At 71.1% G+C, this 22351-nt stretch carries 23 protein-coding genes and 1 pseudogene; 21 read left to right on the top strand and 3 right to left on the bottom strand.

Translation table 11 applies throughout. The features are described from left to right. The 17 genes and pseudogenes from ACFC1K_RS16365 to der all read left to right on the top strand — a co-directional run. Positions 1-1230: pseudogene (locus tag ACFC1K_RS16365) on the top strand (primosomal protein); the annotation flags it as partial. Further along, positions 1230-2264 (top strand): HAD-IIA family hydrolase, encoded by a 1035-nt coding sequence (locus ACFC1K_RS16360; RefSeq protein WP_375872400.1) that lies wholly within the window; start codon positions 1230-1232, stop codon positions 2262-2264. The pseudogene ACFC1K_RS16365 and the gene ACFC1K_RS16360, both read left to right, overlap by 1 nt. A gap of 53 nt (positions 2265-2317) precedes the next feature. After that, positions 2318-2476, top strand: a complete 159-nt coding sequence (locus ACFC1K_RS16355) for a hypothetical protein (protein ID WP_310290093.1) — start codon at positions 2318-2320, stop codon at positions 2474-2476. Continuing rightward, a complete protein-coding gene (locus ACFC1K_RS16350) occupies positions 2473-3273 on the top strand; it encodes a TlyA family RNA methyltransferase (protein ID WP_375872399.1) in 801 nt (266 codons plus the stop codon). The genes ACFC1K_RS16355 and ACFC1K_RS16350 overlap by 4 nt, the downstream gene beginning before the upstream one ends. Further along, positions 3270-4295, top strand: a complete 1026-nt coding sequence (locus tag ACFC1K_RS16345; RefSeq protein ID WP_310290097.1) for an NAD kinase — start codon at positions 3270-3272, stop codon at positions 4293-4295. The genes ACFC1K_RS16350 and ACFC1K_RS16345 overlap by 4 nt, the downstream gene beginning before the upstream one ends. After that, on the top strand, positions 4292-5983 hold the full coding sequence (gene recN, locus ACFC1K_RS16340; protein ID WP_375872398.1) for a DNA repair protein RecN: 1692 nt from the start codon (positions 4292-4294) through the stop codon (positions 5981-5983). The genes ACFC1K_RS16345 and recN overlap by 4 nt, the downstream gene beginning before the upstream one ends. Positions 5984-6060: 77 nt before the next feature. Further along, positions 6061-7758 carry a CTP synthase gene (locus ACFC1K_RS16335; RefSeq protein ID WP_375872421.1) on the top strand — a complete coding sequence of 566 codons (1698 nt, stop codon included), beginning with the start codon at positions 6061-6063 and terminating at the stop codon, positions 7756-7758. Between the two features lies 1 nt (position 7759). Then, entirely contained in the window at positions 7760-8347 is a 588-nt protein-coding gene (locus tag ACFC1K_RS16330; RefSeq protein ID WP_375872397.1) for an NUDIX domain-containing protein, read from the top strand. A 66-nt stretch (positions 8348-8413) separates the two neighbouring features. Continuing rightward, positions 8414-9364, top strand: a complete 951-nt coding sequence (gene xerD / locus ACFC1K_RS16325) for a site-specific tyrosine recombinase XerD (RefSeq protein ID WP_375872396.1) — start codon at positions 8414-8416, stop codon at positions 9362-9364. A 96-nt stretch (positions 9365-9460) separates the two neighbouring features. Continuing rightward, on the top strand, positions 9461-10102 hold the full coding sequence (locus tag ACFC1K_RS16320; protein WP_375872395.1) for a vitamin K epoxide reductase family protein: 642 nt from the start codon (positions 9461-9463) through the stop codon (positions 10100-10102). 109 nt (positions 10103-10211) lie between these two features. Beyond that, positions 10212-11096, top strand: a complete 885-nt coding sequence (locus tag ACFC1K_RS16315; protein WP_375872394.1) for a ParA family protein — start codon at positions 10212-10214, stop codon at positions 11094-11096. Then, complete coding sequence (locus ACFC1K_RS16310) at positions 11080-11919, top strand: segregation and condensation protein A (protein ID WP_375872393.1); 840 nt, start codon at positions 11080-11082, stop codon at positions 11917-11919. Before ACFC1K_RS16315 ends, ACFC1K_RS16310 begins: the two co-directional genes overlap by 17 nt. Beyond that, on the top strand, positions 11909-12517 hold the full coding sequence (gene scpB, locus ACFC1K_RS16305) for an SMC-Scp complex subunit ScpB (protein ID WP_375872392.1): 609 nt from the start codon (positions 11909-11911) through the stop codon (positions 12515-12517). Before ACFC1K_RS16310 ends, scpB begins: the two co-directional genes overlap by 11 nt. After that, the gene (locus ACFC1K_RS16300; RefSeq protein WP_375872391.1) at positions 12514-13287 is read left to right on the top strand and encodes a pseudouridine synthase; all 774 of its coding nucleotides are present in this window, start codon (positions 12514-12516) and stop codon (positions 13285-13287) included. Before scpB ends, ACFC1K_RS16300 begins: the two co-directional genes overlap by 4 nt. Continuing rightward, a complete protein-coding gene (locus ACFC1K_RS16295; protein ID WP_045299136.1) occupies positions 13288-14394 on the top strand; it encodes a prephenate dehydrogenase in 1107 nt (368 codons plus the stop codon). After that, positions 14387-15115 carry a (d)CMP kinase gene (gene cmk / locus ACFC1K_RS16290; RefSeq protein ID WP_375872390.1) on the top strand — a complete coding sequence of 243 codons (729 nt, stop codon included), beginning with the start codon at positions 14387-14389 and terminating at the stop codon, positions 15113-15115. The genes ACFC1K_RS16295 and cmk overlap by 8 nt, the downstream gene beginning before the upstream one ends. A 1-nt stretch (position 15116) precedes the next feature. Next, positions 15117-16655, top strand: a complete 1539-nt coding sequence (der, locus tag ACFC1K_RS16285) for a ribosome biogenesis GTPase Der (RefSeq protein ID WP_310290120.1) — start codon at positions 15117-15119, stop codon at positions 16653-16655. Positions 16656-16703: 48 nt separating this feature from the next. Here der and ACFC1K_RS16280 read toward each other — a convergent pair whose 3' ends face one another. Then, positions 16704-17132, bottom strand: a complete 429-nt coding sequence (locus ACFC1K_RS16280) for a GNAT family N-acetyltransferase (protein WP_310290121.1) — start codon at positions 17130-17132, stop codon at positions 16704-16706. Between the two features lie 83 nt (positions 17133-17215). On the opposite strand from ACFC1K_RS16280, the gene ACFC1K_RS16275 reads away from it, so the two are divergent. The 4 genes from ACFC1K_RS16275 (at position 17216) to ACFC1K_RS16260 (ending at position 21357) form a co-directional block, all read left to right on the top strand. Beyond that, entirely contained in the window at positions 17216-18118 is a 903-nt protein-coding gene (locus ACFC1K_RS16275; RefSeq protein ID WP_375872389.1) for an NUDIX domain-containing protein, read from the top strand. 445 nt (positions 18119-18563) lie between these two features. Next, positions 18564-19241, top strand: a complete 678-nt coding sequence (locus tag ACFC1K_RS16270; protein ID WP_375872388.1) for a hypothetical protein — start codon at positions 18564-18566, stop codon at positions 19239-19241. Continuing rightward, on the top strand, positions 19238-20860 hold the full coding sequence (locus tag ACFC1K_RS16265; protein ID WP_375872387.1) for a LuxR C-terminal-related transcriptional regulator: 1623 nt from the start codon (positions 19238-19240) through the stop codon (positions 20858-20860). The genes ACFC1K_RS16270 and ACFC1K_RS16265 overlap by 4 nt, the downstream gene beginning before the upstream one ends. Before the next feature lie 101 nt (positions 20861-20961). Further along, positions 20962-21357 carry a hypothetical protein gene (locus ACFC1K_RS16260; protein WP_375872386.1) on the top strand — a complete coding sequence of 132 codons (396 nt, stop codon included), beginning with the start codon at positions 20962-20964 and terminating at the stop codon, positions 21355-21357. On the opposite strand, the gene ACFC1K_RS16255 is transcribed toward ACFC1K_RS16260, so the two are convergent. Continuing rightward, positions 21269-21649, bottom strand: a complete 381-nt coding sequence (locus ACFC1K_RS16255; protein ID WP_375872385.1) for an RNA-binding S4 domain-containing protein — start codon at positions 21647-21649, stop codon at positions 21269-21271. The two genes, ACFC1K_RS16260 and ACFC1K_RS16255, sit on opposite strands and share 89 nt — an antisense overlap. After that, the gene (locus ACFC1K_RS16250) at positions 21649-22326 is read right to left on the bottom strand and encodes a lysoplasmalogenase (RefSeq protein ID WP_310290129.1); all 678 of its coding nucleotides are present in this window, start codon (positions 22324-22326) and stop codon (positions 21649-21651) included. The genes ACFC1K_RS16255 and ACFC1K_RS16250 overlap by 1 nt, the downstream gene beginning before the upstream one ends. Between the last annotated feature and the right edge of the window lie 25 nt (positions 22327-22351).

Raw genomic sequence — 22351 nt, 5'->3', positions numbered from 1 at the left:
CGCGACGGCGACCACAAGCCGTACGCGAAGCGCGACGGCGACCACAAGCCGTACGCGAAGCGCGACGGCGACCACAAGCCGTACGCGAAGCGCGATGGCGACCGTCCCTACGAGAAGCGCGACGGCGACCGTCCCTACGCGAAGCGTGATGGTGACCGGAAGCCGTACGAGAAGCGCGACGGCGACCGTCCCTACGCGAAGCGTGATGGTGACCGGAAGCCGTACGAGAAGCGCGACGGCGACCGTCCGTACGAGCGCTCTGCGCGCCCGACGCGCGGGGGAGCGAACCGCCCCGACCGCGCCGTCCGCGAGGGCGAGATCCGTGCCGTCCGCGCTCGACACGACGACCCGGTGATCCCCGAGGATGTCACCGGCCGCGACCTGCCGCCGGCTGCACGCAACGAACTGAAGACCCTCAGCAAGGAGAACGCCGAGGAGGTCGCGCGTCACCTCGTGATGGCGTCGCACCTGATCGACGAGGACCCGGCGCTGGCGCACCAGCACGCACTCTCGGCATCCCGGCGCGCCGGCCGCATCGCCGTGGTCCGCGAGACGCTCGCCATCACCGCCTATGCGACCGGTGACTTCGCGCTCGCCCTGCGCGAACTGCGCACCTACCGGCGGATCTCGGGTCGCGACGACCAGATCGCCCTGATGGTCGACAGCGAGCGCGGCGTCGGACGTGCCGATCGCGCGCTCGAGGTCGGTCGCGCCGTCGACCGCGCCACGCTCGAGACGCCGGTGCGCGTCGAGCTGGCGATCGCGATGTCGGGCGCCCGTCTCGACCTCGGCGAGCCTGAGCGTGCGCTGCAGGAACTCGACATCCCCGAACTCGATCCCGATCGCGCGTTCGAGTGGAGCCCCGGGCTGTTCGCCGCCCGCGCCGCGGTGCTCGAGGAGCTCGGCCGCACGGACGAGGCCGCGCAGTGGCAGCGTCGTGCGGTGATCGCGGCAGACGCGATCGACGCGGCATCCGGTCTGGGCGACCTTGAGACCGTCTTCGTCGAGGAGGTCATCGAAGAGGAGCTCGAGGACGAGGTTGAGGACGAGTCCGAGGACGCGGCCGAGACCGAGCCCGAGCCCGAGTCCGAGTCCGAGTCCGACTCCGTCGATGAGCCCGAGTCCGCCGCCACGGCGCAGGAGGAGATCTCGGTCGCCGACGAGGTCGCCGAGATCCTCGTGGAGGCGGGGGTCGAGGACGCACCCGGCGACGCCGAGGCCGACCGCTGATGGCGCTGTTCGGGCGGCGGGCTGCGACGCCCGCCCCGCTGGACGGCGTCGACGTCGTGCTGGCCGACCTCGACGGAGTCGTCTATGCCGGTGCCGGCGCCCTGCCGCACGCGGTCGACAGCCTCAACCGTGCCCGAGACGGTCGCTCACTCGCGTACATCACGAACAATGCTGCGCGCACGGATGCCTCGGTCGCGGCGCATCTGAGCGAGCTCGGGCTCGCGACGACGCCGCGTGACGTCGTCACCAGCCCGCAGGCCGCGATGCGGCTGCTCGCGGAGAAGATCGCCCCCGGCTCCACGGTCCTCGTCGTCGGAGGCGATGGCCTCGTCGTCGAGGTCGAGAAGGCCGGGTTCGTCGTGACGCGCAGCGCCGACGACGGGCCATCGGCCGTCGTACAGGGGTTCGCGCCCGAGGTCGGCTGGACTCAGCTGGCTGAGGCGGCGTTCGCCCTCAAGACGCCCGAGGAAGACGGCGGCATCCCGTGGGTGGCGACGAACACGGACTGGACGATCCCGCAGTCCCGTGGCATCGCGCCCGGCAACGGCACGCTGGTCTCTGCGGTGCACACCGCCGTCGGCCGGCTCGCGACCGTCGCCGGCAAGCCCGAGGTGCCGATCTTCGAGGAGGCCGTCGCGCGGTTCGAGGCGCAGCATCCGTTGTTCCTGGGTGACCGTCTCGATACCGACATCCTCGGCGCCAACCGTGCCGGCATCCCGTCCGCCCTGGTGCTCACGGGCGTGGATCGTCCGAAGCACGTGCTGGCGGCGCCCGAGAACTCGCGTCCGACGTACATCCTGGGGGACCTCCGCGAGCTCCACGAGCCGTACCCCGAAGTGCAGGTGAAGGACGGAGTCGCCACGGTGCGAGACGCTCGTGTCGCGATCGACGGCGCCGACATCCGGATCCTGAGCGAGGGCGCGCCAGTCGACCTCGTCCGCGCGGGTGCGGCGGCGATCTGGTCGACCGGACGCGCGATCTTCGGCTTCCGCGTGCCCGAGCGCCTCTACGCGGATCCGTTCCACCGCCCCTGATCCTCGCCGCGGAAAAGCGGGGACTGTCGGGCGACCCCCGTATTCTGGGGGGCATGGATCCAGTCGACGCGCATCAGGACGAGCACGGCGATCTGCTGTCGACCCTCGAGGTGATCGAGGCGCAGCCGCTGGCCACGCGTGCCGAGGCGTACGACACGCTGCACGACACGCTCGCCCGTCGCCTCGAGGCGACCCCCGGCACCCCGTCATGACGAGCCGCCTCGACGCCGCTCTCGCCGCCCGGGGTCTCGCGCGCTCACGCACCCACGCCGCGACGCTCATCGTCGAAGGGCTCGTGACGGTCGACGGCAGGCCCGTGGTGAAGGCCTCGGCTCCCGTCGCCGACGAGAGCCTGATCGAGGTGGCGGTTTCCGATCACTACGTCAGCCGTGCGGCGCACAAGCTCATCGCCGGCCTCGACTCCTTCGAGGTCGATGTCCGTGGCCGCGTCGCGCTCGACATGGGCGCATCCACCGGCGGCTTCACCCAGGTGCTGCGCGAGCGCGGCGCCGCGCCGGTGATCGCCGTGGATGTCGGTCACGGGCAGCTCGCGGCATCCGTCGCCGCCGATCCCGGCGTGGTCGCGGTCGAAGGGTTCAACGTCCGCTACATGACCCCCGACTCGCTCGCCGAGGCGAGCGGCGTCTCCGAGGCGCCCTCAGTGATCACCGGCGACCTGTCCTTCATCTCGCTCACCCATGTTCTTTCTGCGGCGCGGGCGGTCGCAGCATCCGATGCCGATCTGGTGCTCCTGATCAAGCCGCAGTTCGAAGTCGGACGCACGGCGGTCAAGGGAGGCCTCGTGACCAACCCCGTGCTGCGCGCCGACGCGGTCGCGCGCGTGCTGTGGGCGGCGTGGGACGCGGGCCTCGGCACGTGCGGGTTCGTCTCCTCCCCGATCGCGGGGACCCACGGCAATTCCGAGTTCATCGCGCACCTCGCGCCGGGGCGGGGGAGCAATCCGACAGAATGGTTGAGCACTGTGAACCGACTGGCGGGGAGCCGATGAACGACGCCGACACCGAGGCCCAGCGCAGCATCCTCGTGGTGGCGCACGCCCACCGCGCCGACACGGTGGCTGCCGCAGAGCGGGTCGTCGCCGCGCTGCGCGCCGCCGGCGCCCGTCCCGTCCTCGCCCTCGACGACGGCGACGGCGAAGACCTCGTGCAGGCAGGCCCGACGCTGGCCGACGTCGCGGTGCTGGGCATCGATGTGCCGGTGACCGAGATCGAGCTCGCGATCGTCCTCGGTGGCGACGGAACGATTCTGCGGGCCGCCGAACTCGTCCGCGACGGCAGTGCGCCGGTCCTCGGCATCAACATGGGCCACGTCGGCTTCCTCGCCGAGATCGAGCGCGACGACATGGATGAAGCCGTCCGCCGCGTCATCGCGCGCGAGTACGAGGTCGAGGACCGTATGGCGCTCCAGGTGCGGGTGAAAGACACCGGCGACTCCGTCATCTACGAGACGTGGGCGCTCAACGAAGCGACCGTCGAGAAGGCGAGCCGTGAGCGCCTGCTCGAGGTCGTCGTCGAGATCGACGGCCGGCCGCTGTCGACGTTCGGCTGCGACGGCATGGTCGTCTCGACGCCCACCGGGTCGACCGCCTACAACTTCTCTGCGGGCGGGCCGGTGATCTGGCCGACCGTCGAGGCGATCGCCGTGGTGCCGCTGTCGGCCCACGCTCTCTTCGCCAAGCCCCTCGTGGTCGGCCCCGAGCACTCCGTGGCCATCGAGGTGCTCGAGCGCACCAACGGCACCGGCATCCTGTGGTGCGACGGGCGCCGGTCGCACGACCTGCCTCCGGGCGCGCGCGTCGTGGTGCGGCGATCCGATCGCCCGGTGCGTCTCGCCCGCCTGCACCCCGCCCAGTTCACCGACCGTCTCGTGCGCAAGTTCCGCCTCCCCGTCGAGGGCTGGCGCGGTCCGGCCGCCATCACGGGCGTCTTGCCGACCCAGAAGCCGGCGAACGCTGCCTCGATCGCCGCCGACGTCGATATCGACGTGGTCGGCAGCGAGGTCGCCCCGTGATCGAAGAGATGCGCCTGCGCGACCTCGGCGTGATCGCCGAGGCGACGCTGCCGATCGGTGCGGGCTTCACGGCGATCACCGGTGAGACCGGTGCCGGCAAGACGATGGTCGTGACGGGACTCGGCTTGCTGCTCGGCCAGCGCGCCGACTCCGGCGCCGTGCGCGCGGGCGCCGCCCAGGCCACGGTAGACGGCGTGTGGATCGTCCCCGAGGACGGATCGGTCGCCGCGCGCGTGCGCGAGGCAGGTGGCGATGTCGAGCCCATCGGCGGGGGTCGTGCCGAGCTGTACATCGGGCGGTCGATCTCGAGCGAGGGCCGTGGCCGGGCGTCCGTCGGCGGCCGCGCCGCACCGGCCGGAGTGCTCGCCGACCTCGCCGACGAGCTCGTCGTCGTGCACGGGCAGTCCGATCAGCTGCGCTTGCGATCCGCGGCCGCACAGCGTGACGCGCTGGACCGCTTCGGCGGCGAGACCGTCCACACTTCACGCGACGCGTACCGCCGGGCGTTCGAGCACTGGCGTGCGATCGACCGCGAGCTGTCGGAGCTCACCGACGACCGCGACGCGCGGGCGCGCGAGGCCGAAGACCTGCGGAACCAGCTCGCCGAGATCGAGCAGGCCGCGCCCGAATCCGGCGAGGAAGCCGAGCTGGCGACGCGCGCCGAGCGCCTGGCGAACGCCGAGGAGCTCCGGCTCGCCGCCGCGACCGCGCACGACGGGCTCTCCGGCGAGGGTGACGAACCCGATGCCGGGGCGCTGCTCGCCGAGGCGCGTCGCGCCCTCGAGCGTGTGCACGACCCCGTGCTGGCAGAGCTCGGCGGGCAGCTCGCCGACGTCGGCTACCGGGTCGCCGACATCGCCGCCGCCCTCGCGGGCTACCTCGCGGATCTCGACGAGTCCGGTCCGCACGAGCTCGCCGCAGTGGAGGAGCGCCGTGCTGTACTCGCCGGCCTGGTCCGCGCGCACGGCACCCTCGACGCCGCCATCGAGCTCCTCGACACCGGCTCCTCTCGCCTCGCCGAGCTCGACGACGACTCTGATCGCATCGACCGGCTGACGGCGGAGCGGGATGCCGCGGCATCCGTCCTCGACGAGACCGCTGCCGTGCTCACCGCGGCGCGGACCGAGGCAGCCGCGCGGCTGGGTGCCGCCGTGAGCACAGAGCTGCGCGCGCTCGCGATGCCGGACGCGCGCCTCGAGGTCGCCGTCACGACGGGCACCGAGTCCGCGTCGGGGCGCGACGACGTCGCCATCCTGCTGGCGCCGCACCCGGGCGCCGAGCCGCGGGCCGTCTCGCGCGGCGCGAGCGGCGGTGAGCTCAGCCGCGTCATGCTCGCGATCGAGGTCGTCATCGCCGCCGTCGACCCCGTCCCGACATTCGTTTTCGACGAGGTCGATGCGGGCATCGGCGGCGCCGCCGCCATCGAGGTCGGCCGGCGCCTCGCGCGCCTGTCGGAGTCGTCGCAGGTGATCGCGGTCACCCACCTCGCGCAGGTGGCGGCATTCGCGGCCAACCATCTGACGGTCGTCAAGGCGAACGACGGCTCGGTCACGGCATCCGATGTCCGTCGCCTGGACGGCGCCGACCGTGAGGCCGAGATGGCCCGTCTGCTGTCGGGCATGCCCGACTCGGACGCCGCCCTCACCCACGCTCGCGAGTTGCTCAGCCTTCGCACCGAAGTCGACTGAGCGCGGTGCCCGCGCCCGCGTGTCCTCAGCTTCTGCGAAGCTCACCGAAACACTGCCTGATAGGATAAAAGCCCGTGATGCAGACTTCTGATTCTTTCCGCGGCGACACTTCGAACGACACCACCAAGCACATCTTCGTGACCGGTGGTGTCGTTTCCTCGTTGGGCAAGGGTCTCACCGCGGCCAGCCTTGGAAATCTCCTGACTGCCCGCGGACTGCGTGTCGTGATGCAGAAGCTCGACCCGTATTTGAACGTCGATCCGGGCACGATGAACCCGTTCCAGCACGGCGAGGTCTTCGTGACCGACGACGGCGCCGAGACCGACCTCGACATCGGGCACTACGAGCGCTTCCTCGACATCGAGCTGAGCCAGGCGGCCAACGTGACCACCGGCCAGATCTACTCGCAGGTGATCGCGAAGGAGCGCCGCGGCGAGTACCTCGGCGACACCGTGCAGGTGATCCCGCACATCACCGACGAGATCAAGCGCCGCATGCGCCTTCAGGCCGACGAGACGCCCAAGCCCGACGTGATCATCACCGAGATCGGCGGCACGGTCGGCGACATCGAGTCGCAGCCGTTCATCGAGTCGGCGCGCCAGATCCGCCACGAGCTCGGCCGCAACAACGTCTTCTTCGTGCACGTCTCGCTCGTGCCGTTCATGGGCGCGTCGGGGGAGCAGAAGACCAAGCCCACTCAGCACTCCGTCGCGACACTGCGCTCGATCGGCATCCAGCCCGACGCGCTGGTGCTGCGCAGCGACCGCCCCGTCACCGAGGCGAACAAGCGCAAGATCGCGCTCATGTGCGACGTCGACGAGGGCGCGGTCGTGAACGCGGTCGACGTGCCGAGCATCTACGACATCCCGTCGATGCTCAATGAGCAGGGCCTCGACGAGTACATCGTCCGTGCGCTCGGCCTGTCGAAGGCCGCCGACGTCGACTGGTCGCGCTGGCAGCGCGTGCTGAACGCCGTGCACAACCCCAAGCACGAGGTCACCATCGGCCTGGTCGGCAAGTACATCGACCTGCCCGACGCCTACCTCTCGGTCACCGAGGCGCTCAAGGCGGGCGGGTTCGCGCAGGAGACGCACGTCAACATCCGCTGGATCCCCTCGGACGAGTGCGAGACGCCCGAGGGTGCCGCCAAGGCGCTCGGTCCGCTCGACGGCATCGTGATCCCCGGGGGCTTCGGCATCCGCGGCATCGAGGGCAAGATCGGGGCACTCAAGTTCGCGCGCGAGCAGGGCATCCCGACGCTCGGCATCTGCCTCGGTCTGCAGTGCATCGTCATCGAGTACGCCCGTCATGTCGCCGGCATCGAGGATGCCTCGTCGAGCGAATTCGACCCCGACACGCAGCATCCCGTCATCGCCACCATGGAGGAGCAGGTCGACATCCTCGACCACGGCGACCTGGGCGGCACGATGCGTCTCGGCCTGTACCCGGCCGACCTCGCGGAGGGCTCGATCGCGGCCGAGGTGTACGGCGCGGAGCGCGCGTCGGAGCGCCACCGCCACCGCTACGAGGTGAACAACCGCTACCGCGACCAGATCGCCGAGGCCGGTCTCATCTTCTCGGGCATCAACCCCGACCTGAACCTCGTCGAGTACGTCGAGCTGCCGCGCGATGTGCACCCGTACTACATCGCGACGCAGGCGCACCCTGAGCTGCGCTCGCGTCCGACGAACGCCAACCCGCTGTTCCGCGGTCTCGTCGGCGCGGCGCTCGAGCGGCACCGCTCGAGCGAGCTGTTCGAGGTCGAGAACGACTGACGTGGCGGAGGAACTCCTCGCCGACGAGCCGGTCGACGCCACCATCCTCGACAGCGACCTGGTCTACGAGGGCCGGGTGTGGGACGTGCGCAGCGACACCGTGGCGTACGGCGACGGGCAGATCGTGCGCCAGTACGTCGATCATCCCGGCGCGGCCGCGGTCGTGGCGGTGGACGACGAGGGGCGGGTACTGCTGATCCAGCAGTACCGGCACCCGATCCGCCACCGCGACTGGGAGATCCCGGCCGGCCTGCTCGACATGGCCGGCGAGACGCCGCTCGAGACCGCCCGACGCGAGCTCGCCGAGGAGGTCGACCTCGTCGCCTCGTCGTGGGAGCCGCTGGTGAGCATCTTCACCACGCCCGGCGGGAACGACGAGATCGTCCACCTGTTCCTCGCTCGCGGGCTCACCCCCGCGAGGGAGGTGCACGTGCGGGAGGACGAGGAGGCCGACATCCGCCTCGAGTGGCTGCCACTCGCCGACGCCGTCGCGGGGATCCTCGCGGGGCGGCTGCGCAACGGCATCCTCGCGGTGGGCCTGCTCGCCGCGGCCGAGTATCTCCGCCGGGCCGACGCCGAGGGAGCCTGACAAACCCTCCGGAGTTCGCCGGCCGGCCGGCCGGACGTGAGACGCTCGTGACAGGAGGCGCCTGACATGCAGATCGCTCGAGCGATGGACTCGTACCTGCGCCACGTCGCGATCGAGCGCGGCCTGTCGGAGAACACCGTCGCGGCATACCGGCGCGACCTCGCCGGCTACGCCGACTGGCTGCGCGAACAGCACATCGACGAGACCGCCGCGGTCACCTCGGTGACTCTGGCGAGCTTCATCGCCGACCGCGCCGCCGCCCGGCCGCCCATGGCCGCATCGTCGCTGGCGCGGCTGCAGTCCTCGGTGCGGGGGTTCCATCGCTTCCTCGCCCGTGAGGGGATCGAGCCGGCCGACCCGTCGTCGAATCTGCGCCCGCCGAAGCAGCCGCGACGGCTGCCCAAGGCGCTCACGATCGAGCAGGTGGAGAGCCTGTTGGATGCCTCGGGGCCCGCGCCGGCGACCGAGGCCGACGCGTCCGGCAGCGGGGGAGCAGCGGCGGGCGATCTGCTCGGCATGCGCGACCGCGCGCTGCTCGAGCTGCTGTACGCCACCGGTGCGCGCGTGTCGGAGATCGTGCAGCTCGACGTCGACGATGCGGCGCACGGCGACGTGCTCCGCGTGCGGGGCAAGGGATCGAAGGAGCGCATCGTGCCGGTGGGTTCGTACGCGCGCGCGGCCGTCGACGCCTACCTGACCCGCGCGCGGCCCGAGCTCTCCCACCGCGGGCGTTCGACGCCGAAGCTCTTCCTCGGCGCGCGCGGAGCGCCGCTGTCACGGCAGAGCGCGTGGCTGATCATCCAGTCGGCAGCCGAACGCGCCCACCTCACCGCGCACGTGTCGCCCCACACCCTGCGGCACTCGTTCGCGACCCACCTCCTGCAGGGCGGCGCCGACGTCCGCGTCGTCCAGGAGCTGCTGGGTCACGCCTCCGTCGCGACGACTCAGATCTACACCTACGTGTCGGTCGATGCGCTCCGCGACGTGTACGCCACGTCGCATCCGCGCGCCCGCTGACGTCGGGCGCCGGTTCCGACGAATCCGCACCTGGACAGCGATTTTGCACGGCCGAAAGCCGTGCGGGCCTGATGCCCCGGGGCGGAGAATGGCCGCATGACCGACGTCGCCGCGCCTGCGGCCTCTGAAGTACCCGAGGTCGAGGCATCCGTCCGTCCCGCAGCCTGCCCGCCGACGGCGCTGGCGGTGTTCTGGATCGTCGCGGGGCTCGCCGGCTGGGTCGTGTCGTTCCTGCTCTACCTCGAGTACATCGGGCAGCTCGCGGGAACGGCACCGCTCATCTCGTGCCAGGTGAGCCCGATCGTCACGTGCGGCCCCAACCTTCTGTCGCCCGGTGGCAACCTGCTCGGGTTCAGCAACTCGATCATCGGGATCGTGCTGTTCCTCGGCCCCATCTACGCCGGCGTGAGCGCCCTGGCCGCTCCGGGCGGGCTGCGCCGGTGGTACTGGCGCGTCTATTCGCTGTTCCTGTTGGGCGCGGTGGCCTTCGTCCACGTCCTCGCGTGGCGCAGCGTCTTCGAGTACGGCTCGCTGTGCCCGTGGTGCATGGTGGTGTGGGTCGTGACGATCCCGCTGTTCTGGTTCACGCTGGGGTGGACGCTCCGCGACGGGGTGTGGGGCGGGATGCCTCGCCTCGGCGCCGCCCTCCTGACCTGGGCTCCGCTGATCACGGTGCTGGACTACGCGCTGATCGCGATCGCCGCGCAGGTGCGTCTCGACGTGCTCGGCTCGCTCTGACGGCGGCCCGAGCCGCGCCGTTGCGCGGCCCCGCCCGCCGCGCCGCAGGCGTTCCGGGGCGCGGCGTGACTAGAATCGGTGGACACGAAGCACGTAGGCGGGAGCATTGGTGGCGGGCAAGGCACAGGCGGCGACGAAGGCCGCCACGGGGGACACTCCGATCGGTCCCACCGGTCGTCCCTATCAGGGCTTCCCCACCCCGCCGAAGCTCGACGGCCACGGCCCCGCCCGCATCATCGCGCTGTGCAACCAGAAGGGCGGCGTCGGCAAGACGACGACCACCATCAATCTCGCGGCCGCCCTCGCCGGTTACGGCCGTAAAGTGCTCGCGGTCGACTTCGACCCGCAGGGCGCGCTGTCGGCGGGTCTCGGCATCCAGACCCACGAGATCCCCACGATCTACGACCTGCTGCTCGACGGCAAGCGCGACCCGCACGAGGTCATCGTGCACACGCGCGTCGACAACCTCGACGTGATCCCGGCGAACATCGACCTCTCGGCGGCCGAGGTGCACCTCGTCAACGAGGTCGCGCGCGAGCAGACCCTGTCGCGGGCGCTGCGCAAGCTCACGGGCGACTACGACGTGATCCTCATCGACTGCCAGCCGTCGCTGGGCCTCCTGACGGTCAACGCCCTCACCGCGAGCCACGGTGTCGTCATCCCGCTCGAGTGCGAGTTCTTCGCCCTGCGCGGCGTCGCGATGCTCATCGAGACGATCGACAAGGTGCGCGACCGTCTCAACCCCACCATCACGCTCGATGGCGTGCTCGCCACGATGTACGACGCGCGCACGCTCCACTCGCGCGAGGTGCTCGAGCGCGTGGTCGACGCCTTCGGCGACGACGTCCTCGAGACCGTGATCGGCCGCACCGTCAAGTTCCCGGATGCCTCCGTCTCGGGCATGCCGATCACCGAGTTCGCGCCGGAGCACGCCGCCGCGCAGGCCTACCTGCGGCTGGCGCGGGAGCTGGTCGCCCGTGGCGCCGTCGCCTGACGCCTCGACAGGCTCAGCGACCGGGGAAGGCCCCGCGACCGGGGAGGGGTTCCGGGTCGCGCTCTCCAACTTCGACGGACCGTTCGACCTCCTGCTCACCCTGATCTCGAAGCACGAGCTCGACATCACCGAGGTGTCGCTGTCGCTCGTGACCAACGAGTTCATCGCGTACCTCCGCGAGCTGGGTCCGGGCGAAGAGCTGGACGAGGCATCCGAGTTCCTCGTCGTCGCCGCCACACTGCTCGACATGAAGGTCGCGGGACTGCTGCCGCAGGGCGAACTCGTCGACGCCGAGTCGGTCGCGCTGCTCGAGGCGCGGGATCTGCTGTTCGCGCGACTGCTCCAGTACCGCGCGTTCAAGGAGGTGTCGTCGTGGTTCGAGCGGTGCCTGCGCCGTGAGGCGGTGCGTCACACGCGCTCCGTGCGCCTCGACGAGAAGTACCGCAACGCCGTACCGGAGCTCGTGTGGTCGCTCAGCGCCGACGACTTCGCCGCGCTGGCGCTCCTGGCGATGACGCCGAAGGAGATTCCGCGCATCGGGTTCGACCACCTTCACGCGCCGCTGGTGAGCATCCGCGAGCAGGCCGCGATCGTCGTCACCCTGCTGCGCGACGCCGGATCGCTGACCTTCCGCGAGCTCATCGCGGGCGTCGGCCAGCCGGGTGTGGTGGTCGCCCGGTTCCTCTCGGTGCTGGAGCTGTACCGCCACGCCGCCCTGTCCTTCGAACAGCTCGAGCCGCTCGGCGAGCTGACCCTCCGCTGGAGCGCTCAGCGCTGGAGCGACGAGAACCTCGCCACCCTGGGAGCCGACTATGACCGATGATGCTTCGACCGAGGGCCCGCCCGTGGTGACGGTGACCGATGTGGCGCGGCGGCTGGAGGCGATCCTGCTGATCGTCGAGGAGCCGCAGAGTCTTGTGAGCCTCGCGGCCGCCGTCGGCGCACCGGTGCCCGCGGTGCGTCAGGCGATCGAGACCCTCGTCGACGACTACGACGGCAAGTCCGGCAGTCCTGTGCGCGGGTTCGAACTCCGCGAGGTCGGCGGCGGCTGGCGTCTCTATGTGCGCGAGGAGCTCGACGACCTCGTCAGTGAGTACGTCGGCGGGCAGGCGCCGTCGCGCCTCTCGCAGGCGGCGCTGGAGACCCTCGCGGTCATCGCCTACAAGCAGCCGGTGACGCGGAGCCAGGTCGCGTCCATCCGTGCCGTCAACGTCGACTCGGTCGTCCGCACGCTGCTCGCGCGCGGGCTCATCACCGAGCTCTTCGCGGATGCCGAGACCGGCGCGATCAACTACGGCACCACCGATGCGCTGCTCGTGCACCTGGGCATCAATTCACTGGACGAACTGCCGCACATCTCGCCGCTGCTGGACGGCGCGGACGAAGTCGGCGACAACCTGGACGAAGGAGTGCGTCGATGACCGGCGGAGCGGAATCGACCGAAGGGGTGCGCCTGCAGAAGGCCCTCGCGAACGCGGGAGTCGCGTCGCGGCGCGTCGCCGAGCAGCTCATCGTCGAGGGGCGCGTGCGCGTGAACGGCGCGGTGGTCACCGAGCTCGGCTCGCGCGTCGACCCTGAGAACGACCTCGTCGACGTCGACGGCACGGCCGTCCAGTTCGACCAGTCCAAGCGGTACGTCATGCTCAACAAGCCCACGGGCGTGGTGAGCTCGATGAAGGACGATCGCGGCCGCCCGGACCTCCGCCGCTTCACGAAGGACTGGGACGAGCGCCTGTACAACGTGGGGCGATTGGATGCTGAGACCAGCGGCCTGCTCGTGCTCACGAACGACGGCGAGCTCGCGCACGTGCTCGCGCACCCGTCGTTCGGCGTCACCAAGGTCTACATCGCCAAGGTCGACGGCCGCGCGACGCCGCAGACCATCCAGCAGCTCCTGCGCGGCGTCGACCTGGAGGACGGCCCGATCTCCGCCGACAAGGCGCGGCTGCTGTCGTCCTCGACCGAGGGCGGTGGCTCGCTCGTCGAGCTCACGCTCCATTCGGGGCGCAACCGCATCGTGCGCCGCATGATGGCCGAGGTCGGGTATCCGGTCGTCGAACTCGTGCGCCGGCAGTTCGGGCCGCTCCACCTGGGAACGCTGCCAGCCGGGCGCGCCCGGGAGTTGACTAAAGTGGAGCGGGGCGCTCTGCTGACTCTTTCGCGCCAAGCCGCAGGTCAACAGGAGGACTAAGTGACAGCGACCTCCCTTGCTCCGCGCGTGCAGGGCACGGTGCGCATCGTCGGCGCCGGGCTCCTCGGCGCGAGCATCGGCCACGCGCTCAGCGCGCGCGGGATCGATGTCGCGCTGGACGACACGTCCCCCTCTCAGCTGCGCCTCGCGATCGACTACGGCGCCGGCCGCCGTGCGGCCGATGACGACGCTCCGTCGCTCGTCGTCGTGGCGGTGCCGCCCGATGTCACGGCCGACGTGATCCAGCGGGAGCTCGAGCGCCACCCGCAGGCGGTGGTGACGGACGTCGCGAGCGTCAAACTCGAGCCGCTGCGCACCCTGCGGGAGCGCGGCGTGGACCTCACGCACTACATCGGGTCGCACCCGCTGGCCGGACGCGAGCGCGGGGGAGCGATCTCCGCCCGCGCCGACATCTTCGTCGGGCGCCCGTGGGTGGTCTGCCGCGACGAGGAGACCCCGTCGGCGGATCTCGCCCTCGTCGAGGGCCTCGCTCTCGACCTCGGAGCGACGCCGATCGAGATGACCCCCGAAGACCACGACCGCGGCGTCGCGCTCGTCTCGCACGTGCCCCAGCTGGTCGCCAGCCTGCTCGCCGGGCGCTTCGTCGATGCGCCCGACGGCTCGCTGCGGCTCGCGGGCCAGGGCGTGCGCGACACGACCCGGATCGCGGCATCGGCTCCCGAGCTCTGGGTGCAGATCCTCGGCGCGAACGCGGCACCCGTCGTCGACGTGCTCGACCTGATCGCGGCCGACCTCACCGCCGTGGCCGACGCCCTGCGCGAGCCCGACGCTCCGGGTGCGCGCCGTGCTGTCGCGGACACGATCCGTCGCGGCAACGACGGTGTCGAGCGCCTGCCCGGCAAGCACGGCCAGAACCGCCGCTTCGAGCAGGTCGTCGTGATGGTCGACGACACCCCCGGCCAGCTCGGACGCCTTTTCGGCGAGCTCGGCGACCTCGACGTGAACGTGGAAGACCTGCGCCTGGAGCATTCGCCTGGCGCCCAGTTCGGCCTCGCCGAGATCAGTGTCGTCCCCAGCGCCGTGCGCCGGGCGATCGACGGTCTCGAATCGCGCGGCTGGAAGATAGCGAGCACCACCAATGACTGACCCCGCGATCACAAAACCGGGCCCCGATCCCGTCGTCGTCGCGATCGACGGCCCCGCTGGAAGCGGCAAGTCCAGCGTGTCGAAGCAGGTCGCCCGCCGTCTCGGCTACGGCTACCTCGACACCGGAGCGGCCTACCGCGCCCTGGCGTGGCACGCCCTCGAGCGCGGCATCGACACGTCGGACGCAGCATCCGTCCTCGACGTCTCGGGCGACTTCGACTACGCGATCTCGCTCGATCCCGACGCCTACTGGGTGCGCGTGGGGCAGGCCGATGTGACCGACGCGATCCGCGAGCCCCGTGTGTCGGACGCCGTCAGTGGTGTCGCACGCGTGCCCGCGGTGCGGCAGTCGGTGAACGCGCTGTTCCGCGCGCTCGTCGCCCGCTCCGATCGCCCGGGCGTCGTCGTCGAAGGGCGCGACATCACGACGGTCGTCGCCCCCGACGCCCCCGTGCGCATCCTCCTCACAGCCGCGCCGGAGATCCGCGCCGCGCGCCGCAGCGCCGAACTGGCGACGCAGGATGCCGCGACCGTCGCCGCCGCACTCCACCAGCGCGACGCCTCCGACTCGGCCGTCGTCGACTTCCTCACCGCCGCACCCGGCGTCGAGGTCGTCGACTCGACCCCTCTCGATTTCGACCAGACCGTGGACGCCGTGCTCGGCGTGATTCAGGCCGCGCTCAGCGCGCCGGCGGTCGACCCACAGCAGACAGGAGCCTGAGATGGCCGCTGATGACAACCCCGACTTCGACGAGTTCGAGGTCGGCGACGACAACCTCGCCGAGAACCTCGCGGACCTCGACGACGAGCTCGCCGAGCAGCGGGCCGTCGCCCTGCGCGTCGGCCTCGACGACTACGACCTGGACGACGAGGACGCGGCGCTGCTCGCGGGCATCGTCCGCGGCGAGGACGGCATCGAGTTCCTGCCGGCGCTTCCGGTCGTCGCGATCGTGGGTCGCCCGAACGTCGGCAAGTCCGCGCTGGTGAACCGCATCCTCGGCCGTCGCGAGGCCGTCGTCGAGGACACCCCCGGTGTCACGCGCGACCGCGTCACGTACAAGGCCGAGTGGATGGACCGCCGCTTCACGCTCGTCGACACCGGCGGGTGGGAGCCTGACGCCCGTGGCATCGACCGCTCGGTCGCCGCGCAGGCCGAGGTCGCGATCGACCTGTCGGACGTCGTGCTGTTCGTCGTCGACGCGATGGTCGGCGCGACCGCCACCGACGAGCACGTCGTGCGCCTGCTGCGCAAGGCGAACAAGCCCGTCTTCCTGGTCGCCAACAAGATCGACGACGCCCGCCAGGAGCCGGAGGCCGCGGCGCTCTGGAACCTCGGCCTCGACCAGCCGTGGCCGGTCTCGGCCATCCACGGTCGCGGTGTCGCCGACCTCCTCGACGAGGTCGTGAAGGTCATGCCCGACGTGTCGGCGGTGGCCAAGGCCGAGATCGGCGGCCCGCGCCGCGTCGCGATCCTCGGCCGCCCGAACGTCGGCAAGTCGTCGCTGCTCAACAAGGCCGCGGGCGAGGAGCGCGTCGTCGTCAACGAGCTCGCCGGCACCACGCGCGACCCCGTCGACGAGGTCGTCGAACTCGGCGGCAAGCTGTGGCGATTCGTCGACACCGCCGGCATCCGCCGTCGCGTGCACCTGCAGCAGGGCGCCGACTTCTACGCCTCGCTGCGCACGTCGGCGGCGCTCGAGAAGGCCGAGGTCGCGATCGTCGTGATCGACGTGACCCAGCCGATCAGCGTGCAGGACCTCAACATCATCGACCTCGTCCTCGAGTCGGGTCGTGCGCTCGTCATCGCCTACAACAAGTGGGACCGCCTCAACGACGACGACATGGACGGCCAGGACCGCCGCCGCTACCTCGAGCGCGAGATCGAGCAGGACCTCGCCCACGTCCAGTGGGCGCCCCGCGTGAACATCTCGGCCCGCACCGGCCGCCACCTCGACAAGCTCGTGCCGGCGCTCGAGACGGCCCTCGAGTCGTGGGATCAGCGCATCCCGACGGGCAAGTTCAACGCGTTCCTCACCGAGCTGATCGCCGAGCACCCGCACCCGCTGCGTGGTGGAAAGCAGCCGCGCATCCTGTTCGGCACGCAGGCTTCGACCCGCCCGCCGACCTTCGTGCTGTTCACGACCGGCTTCCTCGACCCGGGCTATCGCCGCTTCATCCAGCGGCGCCTGCGCGAGCTGTACGGCTTCGAGGGCTCGCCGATCGTGATCAACATGCGCGTGCGCGAGCGTCGCCAGCGCTGACGGACTTCGGAATGGCGGATGCCTCGGGCCGAGGCATCCGTCATTCCTTCATGCGTGCTCGCCGTGACGGTAGAGCGCAGGGCGGACCATCGCGGTCGCGTCGGGCTCGGCGAAGCCGAACTGCCGGTAGAGGCCGTGTGCGTCGCCGGTGAACAGCGTCCAGCGCATGTCGGCGCCGGGGCCGTCGTCGATCATGAGGCGGATCAGGCGCTTGCCGAGTCCGTGCCCGCGGTGCGCGTCGACGACGAAGACATCGGCGAGGTACGCGAAACCGACTCCGTCCGAGACGGCGCGCGCGAAGCCCACCAGCTCGCCGGTCGGGCGGTGATAGGCGGCGACCACCCGCCAGGCGTTGTCGAGCTGCGTCTCGACCTGCTCGCGGGTGCGCCAGCCTCCCCAGTACGCCTCGGTCGAAAGCCACGCCCACACGGCATCTCGCTGGATGCGGGCCGGGTCGTCGTCGAGTTCGTAGTCCATGCACCCCATTGTGGCGAGTCTCCCGGTGACGGCGGCGGGGCCGATTCGGCGTTGGCGGCCCGCTCGTGTGACAGGCTGGCTGGGTGACGATCGAGCCTCCCGCCTTCGGTGAGCACCGGCGTCCGCACGGACCCCGCGACCCCGGGGACGCGTGGGTCGTGGCGCCGACGGGGGAGCGGTACTGGGGCCGGTTCGGGGCCGCAGGCCTCCTGGCGGTCGACGCGGAGCGCGGCGTGCTGCTGCAGCACCGTGTCTCGTGGAGCCACTTCGGGGACACCTGGGCACTGCCCGGTGGCGCGCGCCACGAGGGCGAGTCGGCCTGCGACGGCGCGCTGCGCGAAGCCGCCGAAGAGGCCGGCGTGCCGGATGCTGCGGTGCAGCCCCGCGTGCTCAGCGTCTTCGATCTCGGCTACTGGAGCTACACCACCGTCGTGGGCGACGTGGTGGTGCCGTTCGAGCCCACCATCAGCGACCCCGAGAGCCGCGAGCTCGCCTGGGTGCCCGTCGACGAGGTCACCCGGTACCCGCTGCACCCCGGCTTCGCGGCCTCGTGGGAGAAGCTGCGCGGCCTGCTCAGCGTGCGGCCGGTCGTCATCGTCGACATCGCGAACGTCATGGGGTCGGTGCCCGACGGCTGGTGGCGCGACCGGCCGGGTGCGGCTTCCCGCCTGATCGCGCGGATCGCCGACCGCGCCGTGCACGGTGTGCCGGCGTCCGCGTTGGGGCTGCCCGAGCAGACCTGGTACCCCGAGTGGACCGCGGTCGTCGAGGGGCAGGCGCGCGGGGTGGACGGTGCCACGGGTGTCGAGGTGGCGCGGGCCGAGGCATCCGGTGACGACACCATCGTCGCGTCGGCGCAGCGAGCCGTCGCCGCGGGCCGTGTGGTGGCGGTGGTCACGAGCGACCGTGGGCTCGCCGAGCGGGTGATGGATGCCGGAGCCGCCGTCCGCGGCGTACGCTGGCTGCTGGACCTGCTCGACGCCTGACGCGAGCCACGCGCTCGCCGCGCCGCGGCACCTGCGGTATCGCGGCCGGTCGCGAGGATGCGGTATCTCCGCGGCTGCTCGGAGGCTCTCACATGACGTCAGGGCCGGGACGCCGGAGACGGAGCGCTTCGGACCCTGCGTGGATGCACCATCGGCCCTGGCGCGGAGGGACGGGACGTGCCATGGGCGGTGCCGGTATCAGGAAGTCGAAGCCGGGAGTCGTCGGCGATTGCGGTCGCGCGGCGCTCGCCGTGACCTTGGTGCTCCTGCTGTCCGGATGTGCGGCGGACGTCGCCGACTCGGGACCGGAGCCGACCGCCGTGCCGTCGTCGCAGCCGACGACGGACGGCGGCGATGGGGGAGACGGGGAGGCGAGCCTGGCTCCGAACCGTCGGCGGAGCCCACACAAGGGGGCGGTCAGGTCGGGCCGGGCTCCCCGACACCGGTGCCGACGTCGGAGCCGGGGGAGCCGGCAGGCCCCGACGATGCGGTCGCGCGCTTCCAGGAACGATGCGAGGAGGGCGTCGAGGAGTGGCGCGAGGGGAAGGTGGACTACCCCAGCGAGCTCTCCGTGCCCGTGGACGGCGCGGTGAACTACAACGCCGCCCTCGACGTCCGTTCCGAGCCGCTGCCGGCCGACGAGGTCATCGACGTCGGCGACGGGGCCGCGGCGAGCGAGGAAGTTCTGGTGAAGTGCACCGTAGCGGCCAGACTGACCGCCGTAGGCGATGCGCTGAGCGTGGCGGATGAGCCGACCGAGTCGGTCGGGGGATGGATCGTGCAGGAGTTCAGCCCGAAGGGAGTCGTCGAGTGGTCCTGGACGGTCACCGCTCTGGAGCCGGTCGACCAGCAGCTGCGCCTCGAGCTGCGACCCGCGATCGTCGTGGAAGACGCCGCAGGGGATCCGGGCTATGCGAGTCGCAACCTCGCGTCGTTCACGACCGATGTGACTGTCGAGGCCTCGCTGCTGCACCGCACCGCGTACTGGTTCGAGGTGAACTGGCCGCTCATCGTGATCATCGCGACCGCGGTCGGCGCAGGGACCCTCGCCGTCGTGACGTGGTGGCGCAAGATCCGGCCGCGACGCAAGGCCGGTGTGCGGACCGACGTGGGAGCGACATGATCTCCTCCAGCGACCTCGACGCCGGCCGAGCGGCGGTGGCCGAGCAGCGTTGGGCCGATGCGCGCGAGCTGCTCGCCCGCGTGGAAGCGCGTGATGGCCTCGCGGCTTCCGATCTGGAGCTCCTGGCGACCACTGCGCTCCTCCGTGGTGAGCCACGGGCCTGCATCGACGCGCTTTCTGGTGCCTACTCGGCGCACCTCAGCGCCGGAGACACTGCGGGCGCTGCGCGCTCGGCTGGATGGCTCGCCCTCGACCTCATCGAACAGGGGGACTTCACCAACAGCGTCCTCTGGGCGGCGCGCGCGATGCGGATCGTCGGCGCGATGCCCGAGCCCGGCGCACTGGCCGGATTCGTGCGGATGGCTCCCGCCGTCGGTCAGCTCGGCAGCGGCAACACCGCTGAGGCCGTGCACGCGTTCGAGGAGATCCTCGCGATCGCTGAGCACGAAGGCGACCGCGAACTCGCGACGTTCGCCAGACTCGGGCTGGGCAAGTCGCTGGTCGAGTCCGATGCAGCGGCCGAGGGATTCGTATGCCTCGATCAGGCGATGGCCGCGATCGCGGCCGGCGACGTCGCCCCTCTGCCGACCGGCGTCATCCTCTGCGGTGCGATCTCCGATGCGGTTCTGGCTTTCGATCTCGAGCGTGCGACCGCCTGGACGGGCCTGCTCAAGCTGTGGTGCAGCGAACAGCCCCAGCTCATCGCGTTCAGCGGACAGTGTTGCGCGATCGACGCCGGACTCCTGCTGGTCCGTGGCGCCTGGTCCGAGGCATCCACCGCGGTCGAGCTCGCTCTGGCACGGTTTCGGGCAGGTGACTACCGAGCGATCTGGGGTGCGCCGTACCAGCACGGGGAGCTGTCGCGACTGCGCGGAGCGTTTCACTCCGCCGAGGAGTCGTATCGACGCGCCGGCGAATCAGGATGGGAGCCGCAGCCGGGTCTCTCGCTGCTCCACCTCGCCCTCGGCCGCACGCGGCGCGCACAGGACGAGATCCGACGAAGCGCGGCGGGCGCCGACCCGATCACCCGCCGCTTCCTGCTGCCGGCGGTCGTCGAGATCGAAATCGCGGCAGGAGATCACGAAGCTGCTCGTCGTGCTGTCGAGGAGCTGCGTGACGCGCGCAAGGCAGTTCCGACGCCGCTGCTCGATGCCGCCGCCTCGGGCGCGCACGCGCGGGTGCTGCTCGCGGAGGGACGGATGGCGGACGCGCTGGAGACGGCGTGCGCCGCGATACGAGCGTGGGACGCCGTCAGCGCGCCATACGAAGGTGCGCGGGCCCGCGTTCTCGCGGGACGCGCTCTGCGCGCCGTCGGCAAGGGGGAGGAGGCGCAGGTGCAGTTCGATGCGGCCCGCGCGGTCTTCCTCTCACTCGGGGCGGAACCCGCACTGGCCGAGCTCGCCGCTGTGATGGGGAGCCGTCGCGCCGGGGCGCTCACTACTCGCGAACTGGAGGTGTTGCGGCTCGTGTCGACCGGCCTCACCAATCGAGGGATCGGCGAACGGCTCTCCCTGAGCGAGAAGACGGTCGCGCGCCACCTCGCCAACATCTTCGGCAAGCTCGGCATCACGTCCCGAGCGGCTGCCACGGCCTACGCGTACGAGAACGGCCTGGTCTGAGAGGGCGCCGAATCTACACAGAATTACCCACGTGCAGCGTCCGTCGAAGATGCGCTCTTCGGCCGACGCGGCACAGGGGCGCCCGCGCCTACCGTATGGCCATGGACATCCCGCTGATCGCCGGCACGGCCTCGACCGTCGTGTTCGCGGTCAGCAACCTGCCGATGCTCGGCAAGGCGCTGCGCACACGTGATGTCTCGTCGTACAGCCTGCCGAGCATCGCGATGATCAACGCGGCGAATGCGGTCTACTCGCTCTACGTGTTCAGTCTTCCTCCGGGCCCGATCTGGGCGCTGCACACCTTCTACGTGATCTCGTGCGCGATCATGCTGGTGCTGTGCCTCGCGCAACGGCGCGCGACGACACGCCGCCAGGCGCTCGACGACACCGTTCCTGCGGATGGGCTCGTCAGTGATCGTCGCGGCCGCGCAGGCGATCGATCTCGCGGCGCTCGCGTTTGGTGGGGCGGCCTGCGCCTCGGTCGCGCTGCGCCATGATCGGCGTGGGATCGCGCGGGGGAGTGCGATCCTCCATGGCGGTGGCGACAAGGGGGGCGCCGACGCGCTTCGAGATCGGCTGACGCACGACGAGCATGCGATCGAACCCGTCGATCCGCACCCGCACCTCGTCCCCGGGCTTCACCGCCTGCGCCGCCTTCGCCCGTTCTCCGCCCACGCGCACGTGCCCGGCGCGGCAGGCCGTCGTCGCGGCCGAGCGGGTCTTGTAGATCCGCACGGCCCAGAGCCAGGCGTCGACGCGCACGGACTTGCCCGGGGTCGCAGCATCCATCAGGGGATCACCGCCGGTGTCGGCGCCGTCTGCCGCGCCCGCACGCTCACCAGTACGCCCGCTGCGATGAGCCCCTGGCCGAGGCAGTAGGTGAGCATGACGAGCGGGCTCGTCCAGTCGGGCATGGCGTCGGGCGTGAAGAGGCGGAACGCCAGCACCGAGTCCGACGCGAGGAAGAACACCCCGCCCCACACGATGAGCGGATGGCAGCGCGACGCCGCGAACGCCGTACCGCCGAGCACCAGTCCGTAGATCGCCACCGCGATGGCGAGCCCGCCGAGGTGGGGCCACAGCACGGCGAGGAGCACCACCCACCACACGGCGTACACGGCGGCCCAGAGGGGGACGCGGCGCACGGCGAGCCGCTGCCAGAACAGCCAGATGTAGCAGAGGTGCGCGAGGCCGAAGAAGAGCAGCATCATCGGCACGGTCGGCAGCCACGGGACGAAAGTGCCGGCGCCGTCGCCGAGCCACGAGAGGACGATCGCGACGACCAGCAGAGTGTGGGTGGGCGTCCAGCGGGAGCCCCACGCACCCCACACGACCGCGAGCCCGAGAAGGGGCATCAGGGCCAGCTTGGTGGGCGCGGCGACGGCGTCGGAGCCGACCGCGAGCGCCGAAACATGCACGATCGATACCGCGATGTACGGCACGAACCCGATCCAGAGCCGACGCATGATCCTCCTCGATACGCAGGGCAAC

The sequence above is a fragment of the Microbacterium sp. NPDC056057 genome (assembly GCF_042266945.1).
Taxonomy (GTDB): domain Bacteria; phylum Actinomycetota; class Actinomycetes; order Actinomycetales; family Microbacteriaceae; genus Microbacterium; species Microbacterium trichothecenolyticum_C.
The sequence above is the reverse complement of the archived record's forward strand: the minus strand, read 5'-3'. Positions and strand labels throughout refer to the sequence as shown.